Raw genomic sequence first — 12,799 nt, 5'->3', positions numbered from 1 at the left:
GCGTCACACGCTGTAGTTTTGCTCACAGTGCCAGCGCGCACCCGGCCCAAAATGAGAAAGTAAGAGCATGCCAGAATTCAAGCAGTCCACGAAACTCCACAACGTTCTCTACGACATTCGCGGGCCGCTGCTGGAACACGCCCAAAGGATGGAGGCCGAAGGCCAGCGCATTCTGAAGCTGAACATCGGCAACCCGGCACCCTTCGGCTTCGAGGCGCCGGATGCGATCCTCGTGGACATGATGCGCAATCTCCCCAACGCGCAGGGCTACTCGGACTCCCGGGGCATCTTCTCGGCGCGCACCGCCGTCTCGCAGTACTACCAGACCCGTGGCATCCAGACCATCGGTGTTGATGACGTCTACCTCGGCAACGGTGTCTCCGAACTGATCACCTTGTCCCTGAATGCGCTGCTGAACAATGGCGACGAGGTCCTGATCCCTGCCCCGGACTACCCGCTATGGACCGCCTCGGTATCGCTGGCCGGTGGCACCCCGGTGCACTACCTGAACACCGAGGAAGAAGGCTGGCTGCCGGACCTCGAAGACATGGCAGCAAAGATCACCCCGCGCACCAAGGGCATCGTCCTGATTAACCCGAATAACCCCACCGGCGCCGTGTACCCGAAGGACACGCTCGAGGGCATCCTGGAGCTGGCACGCAAACACAAGCTGATCGTGTTTTCCGATGAGATCTACGAGAAGATCCTCTACGACGACGCCGTGCACATCAACACCGCGGCGTTGGCCGACGACGTGCTGGTGCTGACCTTCTCCGGCCTCTCCAAGGCCTACCGGGTCTGCGGTTTCCGCTCCGGCTGGATGGCCATCTCCGGTCCCAAGCACCTGGCGAAGGACTACATCGAGGGCATTAATCTGCTCACCAACATGCGCCTGTGCGCCAACGTTCCCGGACAGCACGCGATCCAGACGGCGCTGGGCGGCTACCAGTCGATCAACGACCTGATCCTGCCCGGCGGCCGGCTGAAGGAACAGCGCGATGTCGCCTTCGCGATGCTCAACGACATCCCCGGGGTCTCGGTGCAGCAGGCCAAAGGGGCGATGTACCTCTTCCCGAAGCTTGACCCTGAGGTCTACCCGATCCACGACGACGAGGCTTTCGCCCTGGAACTGCTCAAGGCGCAGAAGATGCTCATCACCCAGGGCACCGCCTTCAACTGGGTGGCACCGGATCACTTCCGCTTGGTCACGCTGCCGGCGGTTCGTGATCTGCGTGAGGCCATCGGACGCATTGCCGAGTTCCTCGAGGACCTGCGTGAGGGCAAGCTCAGCGTCTAGCGGGTTCCGACGAAGCTCAGCGACGTCAACGCGCGTTGGTTTCCCCGTGCACCGAGGTATCGGCGCACCGGTGGGGGACCAGCGCGCCTTTTTGCGCCCCCCTGGCCACCTCGCGAAACGAACAGGAGCGTTGCGCCAGCCCTCCGCCACTCGATGAAGAGCCGGTACCCACCCCAAACGTTAATGCCCATGCCGTACGCTAGGTCCAACATTCTCGAACCGGAAAGTCGGCCCTCACATGAGCACGAAGCAAAAAGCGAAGAAAAAACCGGCAAGCTTTGGCGATGTTGCCCGCTCCGCCCTGTCGGTAACTTCCGACGTGTCGCTGGCAGAAATTGATCCGTCCTCCACTCCCGGTTACACCGGGGATAAGGTCAGCGGCACCAAGGATCTGGCCGTGGTCGCGGGCGAACTCAGTGAATTGCAGGAACGTTTTTTTGCCGCTTCGCGCGCGGGTGCACAGCAGAAGGTGCTGCTGATTCTCCAGGGCATGGACACCTCCGGCAAGGGCGGCATCGTGCGCCATGTGGTGGGGGCGGTTGATCCGCAGGGCGTGAAACACTACGCGTTTAAGGCACCCACACCGGCCGAAAAGCGCCACGACTTCCTGTGGCGCGTGAACAAGCAGCTTCCCGGTGCCGGCCAGATTGGTGTTTTTGATCGGTCGCACTATGAGGACGTGCTGATCCACAAGGTCAGGGGTCTTTCGCCGGCCGAGGAGATCGAACGCCGTTACGGCGCCATCAACGACTTTGAGGCCGAGCTTGTTCGGCAGGGCACCACCATCATCAAGGTGATGCTGCACATCTCCAAGGATGAGCAGGGCGCGCGGCTGGCCGAAAGGCTGGAGCGTGAAGACAAGTTCTGGAAATTTAACCCCGGGGATATCGACGAGCGCGAGTCGTGGGAGGCGTACATGGACGCCTACGAGAGCGCCATCGAACGCACTCACACCGACGCCGCCCCGTGGTTTGTCGTTCCGGGGGACCGCAAATGGTATGCGCGCCTGGCCGTGGCCACCTTGCTGCAGCAGGCACTGAAGGGGATCGATCCGCGGTGGCCAGCCGCCGACTTCGATATCAAGGAGCAGAAGCGTCGGCTAGCTGCGTCCTAACCCGGTGGGTGGCCGGAAAATCGGTCTCGGTTAGCCCGGGTTAGCCCGGGTTCGCCCGAGTTAGCCCGGGCGAGAACGAACTATTCGGATTCGGGAGCGCGCGCAGCATCCAACCGCGCGGTGGCACCCTGCAGCCAGGCCTCGCAGCGTGCTGCCAGGGCCTCGCCGCGCTCCCACAGACCCAGGGATTGTTCCAGCGTTGCTGCCCCGGCCTCAAGCTGGGCCACCACTGCCACCAGTTCCTCGCGCGCCTGCTCATAGCTCAGTGCGGCGATGTCGGAGTTAGCTGCTTGCGTGCTCATGCGGATTGTCCTTTGTTGGTGAGTGTTTGTGTCTGCTGTGGGCTGTTGGTACTGGGTGTGGGGACGTCGCTGGAGGTCACGGTCGCCTTGAGCTGGCCATGCGCCAGTCGCACGCCGATCGGGCTGTGCACCGGTGCGTCACCGGCCGAACGCACGATCCCTCCGTCATCGGCCGTCACCACGGCATAACCGCGGTCCAGCGTCTGCTGTGGGGACAGCGCGCGCACCTGAGCGCGGAGGTGAGCGATGGAGTCATGCCCGCGGGCGAGCGAGGAGCGCATGGCCAGGGTGCCACGCCGGGAGAGTCGCTCGATGTCCTCGCCGCGCCCCTGGATGATCGATTGCGGATTGGCCAACACCGGACGAGCACGTAGCGAGGCGATGCGTTGGGCCTCACGTTGAACATTCGTTCGTACCGCGCGGTCAAGCCGCGCCCGGGCATGGGACAGGTTGGCCAGTTCCTCCACCAGATCTGGCACCACTCGCTTGGCGGCATCGGTGGGAGTTGAGGCCCGCAGATCCGCCACGTCATCGAGGATCGGGCGATCGGCCTCGTGCCCAATGGCGGAGATCACCGGGGTGCCACAGGCGGCCACGGCTCGCACCAGATCTTCGGAGCTGAAGGGCAGCAGATCCTCCAACGCGCCGCCACCGCGGGCGATGATGATCACCTCAATCTGAGGGTTCGCATCGAGTTCGCGCAGCGCGGCGATGACCTCGGGGACCGCGTTAACGCCCTGGACGGCGGTGTTGCGGATATCGAAGGCGACGGCGGGCCAGCGCAGGGTGGCGTTGCGAATCACGTCCTTCTCGGCATCGGAGTTACGTCCGGTAATCAGCCCGATGCGACCGGGTAGCAGCGGCAGGCGCAGTTTCCGAGTCGGATCAAAAAGGCCCTCGTCGAACAGCGCACGGCGCAGGCGTTCCAGCCGCGCCAAGAGGTCACCGAGGCCAACGGGGCGCAGATCAAAGGCGTTCAGCGAGAGTCGTCCGGTCTTGGTGTAGAAACTGGGCTTCACCCGCGCCACCACTCGGGCCCCGACCTCGGGGGCGATATCAAGGGTGCGCATGACCGATGCCCAGACAGTGACGGAGAAGGAATAGTCAACATCCACGTCGCGCAGTGTCAGGTAGGCGTGCCCGTTGCGAATGTTCGCCTCCAGCAGCTGCCCCTCCACCCAGGACTCGGGGGAATTCTCGATGTGTGCCTTGAGCTTTTCGCTCAACACCCGCAGCGGCCAGGGATTCTCCGGCGTGGTGGCCGCGGCGGTCCGCGGCAACGATCCTTGGGTGTCTGGTGTTTGCTCCACGTGGGGGTGCGCGCCTTCCTTGGGGTACTGGCAGTGGGCGGTGTTGAACCTCCACCATCATCGTTGATACCAGTAACGTAGGACAAAGCGCCGTTTCCGGGCGCGCCCGGCCCATCCGGTGTCCGCACCAGTCTAGGAGCATCGTGAATATTTCTCGTACGGCCCGCAATGTGGTCGCCTGCGTTTTCCTGCTGCTATCCGTACTGCTGGGCACCATGGCGATGGCCGGTTCCAAGGCCGTCGGACTGATCGACACCCCCGAGCCGCTCCAACGCATTCTGGCGCCGTTGGCCGTGGACCCGGCGCTGCGTCAGGCGCTGCCACAAGAACTCAGTGCCACACTCTCGGCGCGGATCACCGAGGAGATTTCGCTGCCCTCGATCCTTTTGATCCCGTTGGAGAGGGCCACCACCATCGCCGCCGGCGCCTTGTTGGATACCCCAAGTTTTGCCACCTCGTGGGAACAAACCGTTGAAACGTCGCGTGCCGATTTCGTGAAACGGCTTGATGCCGCTGCCGCGGCACCGGAGGATACCGAGCAGGTGTCACTGCGCCTGGACGTGGCACCACTGGTTGGCTCGGGTTATGAGGCCTTGCATAGCTCGCTGGCGGGTTCACGATTGGGAGCACTTCTCCCCAACACGCTGAACGTCCCACCGACGGTGCTGGATACCGGTTGGCCGCAGGTCTCACAACTGCCTACCGAGACCCTGAACTCCTGGCTTGCTCTGGCCCGCGGCTGGGGCTGGTTTGCCGCCGGCGCCGTTCTCGCCGCGGTCCTGGGGTTGCTCAGCGGTATTGGTGCCGGACGCCGCACCGCGGTGCTGATCGCCGGGGCCGCGGCCGTGGTGCTCGGCGGAATCCTGCGCGCACGCTTTTCGTCACTGCTGGCCGCCGGGACGCAGGATGCTCACGCGCAGGGCACCAGCGTGGAGAGCTTGGTCACCACAGCCTTGATCACCGGGCTGCGCGGCGAACTAGGATCCATCACCACCATCTTGATCGGTGCTGGTTTTGTCGTGGTTCTCGGGTCCGTCGGCTGGCTCTGGGCGCGTTCGAAGGTGGTCCGCGCGCCACGGGCGAGCTAGGCCCATGGCGGAAAGTCACGGCAGCGATTCCACCGGCCCAGTAGACTAGTTTCATGGCTACCAGTTCCACCGTCCAGGTCTCCCTTCCGATGCCCAGAATCCCTCGATCGCGCAAAACGCCGGCAGAAATTGCCGCAGCTGCTCCGGTCCCGGGGGAGCGCAGCGTGCTGCTGGCCGCCCCGCGTGGTTACTGCGCCGGCGTTGACCGTGCAGTGATTGCCGTGGAAAAAGCGTTGGAGCACTACGGCGCACCGGTCTACGTACGCAAGCAGATCGTCCACAACCTGCATGTGGTCTCCACTCTCGAGGCCCGCGGCGCCATTTTTGTTGAAGAAAACGACGAGGTGCCCGAGGGCGCTCTGGTCGTCTTCTCGGCCCACGGCGTTTCCCCGGCTGTGGTGGCCTCGGCAGCTGACCGCGGACTGCGCACCATCGATGCGACCTGCCCGCTGGTGACCAAGGTGCACAAGGAAGCGGTGCGCTTCGCCAAGGACGACTACGAGATCCTGCTCATCGGGCACGAAGGGCACGAAGAGGTCGAGGGAACCTACGGCGAGGCACCGGAACACACCCAGATCGTGAACAATCCGGCCGAGGCCGACACCGTTGAGGTGTCCAACCCGGACAAGCTCATCTGGCTCTCGCAGACCACCCTGTCGGTGGACGAGACCATGGAGACTGTGCGCCGCTTGCGCGCCCGATTCCCCAACCTGCAGGATCCGCCGAGTGATGACATTTGCTACGCGACCACCAACCGGCAGGCAGCTATCAAGGCCATCGCCCCGCAGAGTGACCTGGTCATCGTGGTCGGTTCCTCGAACTCGTCGAACTCGGTGCGTCTGGTTGAGGTTGCCCTGGAACACGGCGCCAAGGCCGCTTACCGCGTTGATTACGCCTCGGAAGTTGATGAGTCCTGGCTGATTGGCGTTGGCACCGTTGGGGTGACCTCCGGAGCTTCGGTGCCGGAGGTGCTGGTGCGCGAAGTGCTCGCACTGCTGGCCGATTACGGCTACGGAACCGTTGAGGAAGTCACCACCGCGCAGGAAGACATCCTCTTCTCGCTGCCCAAGGAGATCCGCGCCAAGCTCAAGGAGGCCGGCGATGATTCCCGCGGCCCGGGCGGCCGCATCACCGTTTCGGATATAAGCAGCTAATTTCGATCGATCACCGGCTGCCGCCGGGTGAAGCAGTGCCGTGACGCCCCAGCGGGGCATCACGGCACTGTTGTTTAATGACCGGCTTCGTTGATCGACCGGCGCCCTCCCGCTAACCCGGCTATCTCCGGGACTCCAGAGATTCCGTGCCCAGAAGCTCATCGGCACTCAGCGCCCTGGGCGTGGCTTCGATGGGCGGTAAAGAGTGGAGCGCCGCGGCTGGGTCTTGCTCGGTGCCAAGCCCCGGATCGAGATCGCGGATGCGCCGGGCACTGGGTAGCACCCGGGATTCAAGGGTGCCGATGAAGGCGTTGTATTTCTCCACGCTGCCGCGCAAGGACGACCCCAGCTTGGCCACATGCCCGCCCATGGTCCCGAGTCGGTCATACAGCTCCCGAGAGGCAACAAAGAGGTCCCGCGCGTTGGCCGTGAGCAATTCCTGCCGCCAGGCAAAACCCAGTCCCTTGAGCATGGCCAGCAAGGTGGCCGGTGACGCCAGTGCGACGTTCTTCCCAAAGGCGTGATCCAGCAGCTCGGGGTCCGCCTCCAGTGCGTCCGCCAGAAAGGACTCGGCGGGCAGGAAGCACACCACCAGTTCCGGGGTTCCCTCCACCGAGTTCCAGTAGGACTTAGCCGCCAGCGCATCAACGTGGTGACGCAGGGCCTTGGCGTGTTCCTTCATCAGCAGCTTGGCCCGGGTTAAGGACTCGCTCTGGGTTGAGCCGGAGAGCTGCTGCACCTTCAGATAGGAGCTCAACGGCACCTTTGAATCCACAATGATCAGCTTGTTGCCCGGCAACTTGATCACCATGTCGGGACGAAGCCCGGTGGCCGTGCCAAGCTGCTCAATAAAGTCCACGTGAGCCAGCATGCCTGCCGCCTCAACCACACGACGTAATTGCAGCTCGCCCCAAGTACCGCGTGCTGCATTGTTCACCATCGCCGCAGCCAAGGAACTGGTGGTGCGCAACAGTTCGGAATCGTTCAGTGCCGCCTGCGCCAATTGCTCACGCAGCGCTCCGAATTGCTGCACCCGGTCACGTTCCAGCGTCGCAACCTGCGCACCCACCCGGCGCAGCTGATCTGTCACGGGGGCCAAAGCCAGCAGTACCGACTGCTCCTGCCCATCGCGCGTACGATCGTCCGTGATTCGATCGCGCAGCTCGGCCACCTGAGCCTGAGCGCCGGAGAGTAGCTGCGCGGTGAGCGCCAACTCATTGCTCACCAGCGCAGCCCCGGCGCGCGCGGCTGATAGCGGCGCACGGTTAATAAACCACCATGTGAACACGCCTAGAACAAACCCAACAATCAGCGTGCAAAGGGCCGTGACCCAGTAAAGAGCATCCATGTGAGCACCATGACAGCACCCACCGACAGTTTTGAACGGTAGACTCTATTCCCGTGGCTCTTACAATCGGAATCGTCGGACTGCCCAATGTCGGCAAGTCAACAATGTTCAATGCTCTTACCCGCGCGCAGGTTCTCGCGGCCAACTACCCGTTCGCAACCATCGAACCCAATGTGGGTGTCGTGCCGTTGCCCGATGCTCGCCTGAAGGTGCTGGCCGAGATTTTCGGATCCGAGCGCATCCTTCCGGCAACCGTGTCTTTCGTGGACATCGCCGGCATCGTTAAGGGTGCCTCCGAGGGTGAAGGTCTGGGCAATAAGTTCCTGGCCAACATCCGCGAGGCCGAGGCCATCTGCCAGGTGACGCGCGCCTTCTCGGACCCCGACGTGATTCACGTCGACGGCAAGGTCGACCCGGCCTCGGACATCGAGACGATCGCTACCGAGCTGATCCTCGCTGACCTGCAGACCATCGAAAACCAGCTGCCGCGTCTTGATAAAGAGCTGCGTGCCAAGAAGATTGATGCGTCGTACATCGAGACCATCAAGGCCGCGCAGAAGGTGCTGGAAAAGGGCGAGACGCTTTATGCAGCAGGCAAGGCCGCAGGCATCGACATCAGCGAGCTGGCACCGCTGCAGCTGATGACGACCAAGCCGTTCATCTACGTCTTTAATACCGACGAAGAAGGTCTGGCCAACACCGAGATGCAGGCCGAACTGTCGGCCCTCGTGGCTCCGGCCGAGGCCATCTTCCTGGATGCCCAGTTCGAATCCGAACTCTCCGAGCTGAGCGAAGAAGACGCAGCCGAGATGCTTGAGGATGCAGGCTACAACGAGTCGGGCTTGGACAAGCTGGCTCGTGTTGGTTTCTACACCCTGGGTTTGCAGACCTACCTCACCGCAGGCCCGAAGGAAACTCGTGCCTGGACCATCCCGAAGGGCGCCACCGCCCCGCAGGCCGCCGGCGTCATTCACACCGACTTCCAGCGCGGCTTCATCAAGGCCGAGGTCTTCGGTTTTGATGAACTGGTCGAAGCCGGATCTGTCGCGGCGGCTAAGTCCGCTGGCAAGGCGCGCATCGAGGGCAAGGAATACATCATGAAGGACGGCGACGTCGTGGAGTTCCGCTTCAACGTCTAGCTTTACTGGGCTTTGCCTGTCCACGCGCGTTTCAGATATGGCCCCGTTTGCTTCGGCAATCGGGGCCATATCTGCGGTTGCGTGTATCGAGTAGCCCGCGGAAATCTCGCCTAAACTCGAGGCAGCCGTTGTACTCGAGTTCCGTTCGCTCCGGAACGACCGTCGCTTAGGCGGCCGTATGATCGGTAGATGGATGCCGAGCGAGTGGTTGAGGAGCTTTATTTGGCAGGCGGCTGTCTCTGGGGCGTGCAGGCTTTCATCGCTACGCTGCCCGGGGTGACGAGCACCGAGGCCGGAAGAGCCAACGGAACCAGCCAGCGTATCGACAGCGCCTACGACGGGTATGCGGAATGCGTGCGAACACGATTCGATCCCTCGGTTGTGAGTGTCGAGCAGTTGATGGCCTATCTCTTCGAGATTATTGATCCCTACAGCGTCAACAAACAGGGACCAGACCTCGGTCAGAAGTATCGAACTGGTCTTTACTCCAACAAGCTGACCCACCTCGAAGAGGCTCGTGCTTTCACCGCGGCGAGAGACGACGCTCACCGAATCGCCGTTGAGGTGCTACCACTGGCTAACTATGTGCGAAGCGCCGAGGAACATCAGGATCGGCTGGCACGTTTCCCCGAGGATTCCTGTCACCTTTCCGTGGAACAACTGACTAAGTACCAGAGTGATGTTGATCTAGCAGGTCACTAGTGATGATCAGCAAGAAGTTGTTGTGTGCCGGAATATGACGGAGTTCCGCTTCAACGTCTAGGATCTTCCTGATTAAGTTTGCCTGCGGCGGACATATACGGAATCTGTGCATCAGCAAGCAAAGCGCGTGATCACACTCATAACTGAGGTGACTTTTTCACCACGAGCCGACGTTGTCGACGGTGTCTCAGGGAAGCCGATTAGAAGTTTTGGTCCTCTGCCCTGAAATTCCGGCCGCTGCGAATTGGCGGACTAAGCACGGACTACATACGCAGCGCTAGCATTTAGCCATGATCGCGGACTCTACGTTCGCATCCCTGTGGAGTTCGGGAAGGATACGTAATGCGCGATGATTCTGTAGTTGTTTCATTCCAGCCAACTGATATCTGGTACAGAGACTGGCCGCACGGTGTGGATACCTCCGTTCAGGTTCAGGCAGCTATTAGTGGCCCGGACGCGGCAAATGCGGTGCAGGAATTTTTGAAATCCCTCAAACGTGATCTGGATGCTGAAGTCCCGGACGGCGTAAGCCGGTACTACCGCGGTGGTTTCGCGGTAGCAGTCACTGCGCCAGTTGACGACGGAGTGTGGCACATCGTTCTGGCATCTGCGGGCGAGGACGGGTTTGACTCGGTAGAAGATGGTGCCGATGCGCTTGTCGGAGCGCTTAGATCAACACCCGGCGCGATCTCGCTCACTTGGCACGAATTGCCTGCCACGAGGATTTACGCGGCACCACTGAGGTGATCATCAGAGGTACGGACGGGTGCGCCGTTCAGTCACCGGAGATGTCGCCACGTGGGAAAGTGGTGAAGTTCCGCTTCACGGTGTAGATCTTTCCCCGCATGAAACCTCATGCGATGGCCGCCAAGGACAGATGTTCGTGAAGGCCATTCGCTTTTGCCCAGCGGCGGCCATCTCAATGCAGCCAACATTCTGTTGCATACCAAAGACGCGACGCATTCCGCGGCCGCAATCAAAGTCGGTCAGAACTTATAGGCGCCATTCGTTTCTGGCGTGGGATCCGCACAGCGGACGTACCGGCAGATGCCGACTCAAGGTGGCACGAACCGTGAAGTCAGAAGCCGTCATTGCATTAGAACAATGGCCAGGGAACCGCCGGCATCTCACCACTTGGAGCCGGAAACCGCCCTGCCAAGCGCAAGTGCGCGCAGCGTGCGGCAAGCGCTGCGATTTCTTCAACGCTGAGCAAGTCCGCCAACTTTCGACCGAGCTCACCACGCAGTGCCTCGCTGACACGATCTATGCCGTCTTCTTCGTCGGGGGTGAGCGCCTCTCCCCGCCATCCCCATAGCACCGTGCGCAACTTGTGGTCACGGTGAAAGGTGAGCCCGTGGTCCACGCCGTGCCGGTGTCCGTCGGTCAGGGCCAGGATGTGGTCACCTTTGCGATCCGCGTTGTTGACGACGACATCGAATACCGCCATGCGTCGCAGCACTGGTGTGTCTTCGTGGACGAGGGCGACGAAACGTCCGTTCTCATCTTGTCCCTGGAGCACCTCCTTCCACCCCGTCGCCGGAACGTGGTCCGCCGCGATCAGGTTTACGGCGTCTTGGGCGGGATCCTGCTCCTGCCAAAGCTGCACCATTCCTTGACCCAGCGGACCATCGCGCAACCAGGTGTGGGGCACGACGCCCCAGGCGAAGGTCTGCGAGACCAGGTATGCGGCCACCTCTCGGTGGGCCAGCGTTCCCTGGGGAAAATCCCACAGCGGACTTTCGCCCGCTATTGGCTTATAGACGACGGTGACGTCGCCGATGCTGCCCAAAAATGTGGCGTTTGACGCCGTTGTGATGCGGCCGGTGAGCACCAGCTCATCGGCCACTAGGTCTGGGGTTGGCATCAGAGTTCGGGAACGTTGCAGATGTGTCCGTCCGCGTCTTTGGGGTAACCGCAGAGTGTGCACATGGGACGCCCCGCATCCACGATCTCGCGGGTGCGCTTGGCGAATGCTCGGGCGCTGCCGACGGGCATGCGCACTCGCAACATTTCGGGCTCGTTAGCCCTGCCCTCATGAAGCGATTCGTCGTTGTCAGCAGCGTCGGCATCGTCATCGGTGATGGGATGGGCCTCAAGGATGATCTGGGCCATGGTTGGGTCCCACCCCAGACTCATAGCCCCAGTGCGGAACTGCTCCGCGACGGCCTCGAGCGGTTCATTGTCAACAAGTTCAGGGGGAGTGCCCGTGGGAATGCTGAAGGGATTGCTGTCGACGGTGATGAGCTCGTCGAGAATTTCGTCAATCTTCTCCGCGAGCAGAGCCGACTGCTGCTTTTCCAGCGCAATACTCACGATTTGCTTCCCTGCACGCACCTGCAGGTAGAACGTGCGCGCGCCCGGAAGACCAATGGTGCCGATGACGACTCGATCGGGCCAAGAAAACTCGTGAACAAGTGTAGGCATGTCAATATTCTAGGCGCATGAGCCTTATGACGTCTTGTGACCCGCGCCGCCGCCCACCGGCGCATCGCCAGAGGGGATATCGCCCGACAACCACGATAGATCGCCCGCATCGGTGTTGGTCGCGTAAACACTCGGACGACTGGGGCCGTAGCGCACGATTGATACCGATGCGGGGCCCACATTAATACGTTGGAAAAGGTCAAGGTGCATGCCCAGGGCGTCCGCGAGGATCGACTTGATAATGTCACCGTGACTCACTGCCGCCCACACGGCCCCTGCTCCGTGCTCGGCTTCAAATGCTGCGTCATGGCGGCGAATGGCTGCCACCGACCGAGCCTGCATCGCGGCCATGGATTCGCCTCCGGGAAAGACCACGGCGGACGGTTGCGACTGGACCACCGGCCACAAATCCTCGGTCGCGAGATCGCTGAGTAGGCGGCCCTGCCATTGGCCGTAATCGCACTCGGTGAGATCGGGGTCAAGTGGAGTGTCCGGGGCGCCGCTCTGGCGATCGAGGATAAACTGTGCGGTCTGCCGACAACGCTCGAGAGGACTCGAGACCACTCCGACCAGAGGCACACGCGCGAGTCGTTCTCCGGTCAGTGCAGCCTGGTCTCGCCCGATCGCATCCAGGCTGACGCCAAGGGCACGTCCTGCCAGTAGTCCAGTTGCGTTGGCTGTGGTCCGGCCGTGCCGTACGAGAATAACTGTCGCCATGCACTCACCCTAACCACCCGACCATCAGGAACCCAGTCCAGAAGCCACGTGTCATCGAGCTGATGACCCATTACTGCTCACCGGTTCGGGTGTAGCCCCTTGATCTGTTCATGCATTCACGCGCGTCCTGCGCCCGGATAGCGTGTGACCCGTGGACCCATTCGATCCCAGCCCGCGTAGTGCACTCCTATGCGTGGACTGGGA

13 protein-coding genes are annotated in these 12,799 nt (G+C 62.0%); 7 read left to right on the top strand and 6 right to left on the bottom strand.

Annotation, left to right across the window (positions count from 1 at the left end; all coding sequences use genetic code 11):
* The first annotated feature begins 67 nt into the window (after positions 1-67).
* Together KUF55_RS11960 and KUF55_RS11955 are read left to right on the top strand one after the other, a co-directional pair.
* Positions 68-1,297 (top strand): pyridoxal phosphate-dependent aminotransferase, encoded by a 1,230-nt coding sequence (locus KUF55_RS11960; protein ID WP_218816774.1) that lies wholly within the window; start codon positions 68-70, stop codon positions 1,295-1,297.
* A gap of 238 nt (positions 1,298-1,535) precedes the next feature.
* Complete coding sequence (locus KUF55_RS11955) at positions 1,536-2,411, top strand: PPK2 family polyphosphate kinase (RefSeq protein WP_218816773.1); 876 nt, start codon at positions 1,536-1,538, stop codon at positions 2,409-2,411.
* An 80-nt stretch (positions 2,412-2,491) separates the two neighbouring features.
* Here KUF55_RS11955 and KUF55_RS11950 read toward each other — a convergent pair whose 3' ends face one another.
* Together KUF55_RS11950 and xseA are read right to left on the bottom strand one after the other, a co-directional pair.
* Positions 2,492-2,713, bottom strand: coding sequence for an exodeoxyribonuclease VII small subunit (locus KUF55_RS11950; protein WP_132358542.1), 222 nt, complete (start codon positions 2,711-2,713; stop codon positions 2,492-2,494).
* Entirely contained in the window at positions 2,710-4,023 is a 1,314-nt protein-coding gene (gene xseA / locus KUF55_RS11945; RefSeq protein WP_218816772.1) for an exodeoxyribonuclease VII large subunit, read from the bottom strand. The genes KUF55_RS11950 and xseA overlap by 4 nt, the downstream gene beginning before the upstream one ends.
* 143 nt (positions 4,024-4,166) lie before the next feature.
* On the opposite strand from xseA, the gene KUF55_RS11940 reads away from it, so the two are divergent.
* Positions 4,167-5,111, top strand: a complete 945-nt coding sequence (locus KUF55_RS11940; protein WP_218816771.1) for a hypothetical protein — start codon at positions 4,167-4,169, stop codon at positions 5,109-5,111.
* Positions 5,112-5,164: 53 nt separating this feature from the next.
* Positions 5,165-6,265 (top strand): 4-hydroxy-3-methylbut-2-enyl diphosphate reductase, encoded by a 1,101-nt coding sequence (locus tag KUF55_RS11935; protein ID WP_218816770.1) that lies wholly within the window; start codon positions 5,165-5,167, stop codon positions 6,263-6,265.
* Positions 6,266-6,386: 121 nt separating this feature from the next.
* On the opposite strand, the gene KUF55_RS11930 is transcribed toward KUF55_RS11935, so the two are convergent.
* Positions 6,387-7,613 (bottom strand): DNA recombination protein RmuC, encoded by a 1,227-nt coding sequence (locus KUF55_RS11930; RefSeq protein ID WP_218816769.1) that lies wholly within the window; start codon positions 7,611-7,613, stop codon positions 6,387-6,389.
* 53 nt (positions 7,614-7,666) lie between these two features.
* Here KUF55_RS11930 and ychF point away from each other — a divergent pair, with 53 nt between their 5' ends.
* From ychF to KUF55_RS11915, 3 genes are all read left to right on the top strand, one after another.
* Positions 7,667-8,752, top strand: a complete 1,086-nt coding sequence (ychF, locus tag KUF55_RS11925; protein ID WP_132358532.1) for a redox-regulated ATPase YchF — start codon at positions 7,667-7,669, stop codon at positions 8,750-8,752.
* Positions 8,753-8,941: 189 nt separating this feature from the next.
* The gene (locus KUF55_RS11920; RefSeq protein WP_218816768.1) at positions 8,942-9,454 is read left to right on the top strand and encodes a peptide-methionine (S)-S-oxide reductase; all 513 of its coding nucleotides are present in this window, start codon (positions 8,942-8,944) and stop codon (positions 9,452-9,454) included.
* Between the two features lie 342 nt (positions 9,455-9,796).
* On the top strand, positions 9,797-10,201 hold the full coding sequence (locus tag KUF55_RS11915) for a hypothetical protein (protein ID WP_218816767.1): 405 nt from the start codon (positions 9,797-9,799) through the stop codon (positions 10,199-10,201).
* 349 nt (positions 10,202-10,550) lie between these two features.
* Here the strand turns inward: KUF55_RS11915 and KUF55_RS11910 are convergent, their stop codons facing one another.
* From KUF55_RS11910 to KUF55_RS11900, 3 genes are read right to left on the bottom strand one after another with little or no spacing between them, the layout of a single operon-like run.
* Entirely contained in the window at positions 10,551-11,318 is a 768-nt protein-coding gene (locus KUF55_RS11910) for an SCO1664 family protein (protein ID WP_218816766.1), read from the bottom strand.
* Positions 11,318-11,878: a DUF3090 domain-containing protein gene (locus KUF55_RS11905; protein ID WP_218816765.1), complete on the bottom strand. Its 561-nt coding sequence runs from the start codon at positions 11,876-11,878 to the stop codon at positions 11,318-11,320. The genes KUF55_RS11910 and KUF55_RS11905 overlap by 1 nt, the downstream gene beginning before the upstream one ends.
* 24 nt (positions 11,879-11,902) lie before the next feature.
* Positions 11,903-12,595, bottom strand: coding sequence for a histidine phosphatase family protein (locus KUF55_RS11900; RefSeq protein WP_218816764.1), 693 nt, complete (start codon positions 12,593-12,595; stop codon positions 11,903-11,905).
* Positions 12,596-12,799: the final 204 nt, after the last annotated feature.

It is taken from the genome of Paeniglutamicibacter sp. Y32M11, assembly GCF_019285735.1.
In the GTDB taxonomy this organism is placed as follows: Bacteria; Actinomycetota; Actinomycetes; order Actinomycetales; family Micrococcaceae; genus Paeniglutamicibacter.
Note: the sequence above shows the minus strand (reverse complement) of the source record. Positions and strands in the feature narration are given on the sequence as shown.

Bases quoted from the DNA above. Each gene is read 5' to 3' on its own strand.
- KUF55_RS11960 (WP_218816774.1), top strand. From the start codon at position 68: ATGCCAGAATTCAAGCAGTCCACGAAACTCCACAACGTTCTCTACGAC.
- KUF55_RS11955 (WP_218816773.1), top strand. From the start codon at position 1,536: ATGAGCACGAAGCAAAAAGCGAAGAAAAAACCGGCAAGCTTTGGCGAT.
- KUF55_RS11950 (WP_132358542.1), bottom strand. From the start codon at position 2,713: ATGAGCACGCAAGCAGCTAACTCCGACATCGCCGCACTGAGCTATGAG.
- KUF55_RS11935 (WP_218816770.1), top strand. From the start codon at position 5,165: ATGGCTACCAGTTCCACCGTCCAGGTCTCCCTTCCGATGCCCAGAATC.
- KUF55_RS11930 (WP_218816769.1), bottom strand. From the start codon at position 7,613: ATGGATGCTCTTTACTGGGTCACGGCCCTTTGCACGCTGATTGTTGGG.
- KUF55_RS11920 (WP_218816768.1), top strand. From the start codon at position 8,942: ATGGATGCCGAGCGAGTGGTTGAGGAGCTTTATTTGGCAGGCGGCTGT.
- KUF55_RS11915 (WP_218816767.1), top strand. From the start codon at position 9,797: ATGCGCGATGATTCTGTAGTTGTTTCATTCCAGCCAACTGATATCTGG.
- KUF55_RS11910 (WP_218816766.1), bottom strand. From the start codon at position 11,318: ATGCCAACCCCAGACCTAGTGGCCGATGAGCTGGTGCTCACCGGCCGC.
- KUF55_RS11905 (WP_218816765.1), bottom strand. From the start codon at position 11,878: ATGCCTACACTTGTTCACGAGTTTTCTTGGCCCGATCGAGTCGTCATC.
- KUF55_RS11900 (WP_218816764.1), bottom strand. From the start codon at position 12,595: ATGGCGACAGTTATTCTCGTACGGCACGGCCGGACCACAGCCAACGCA.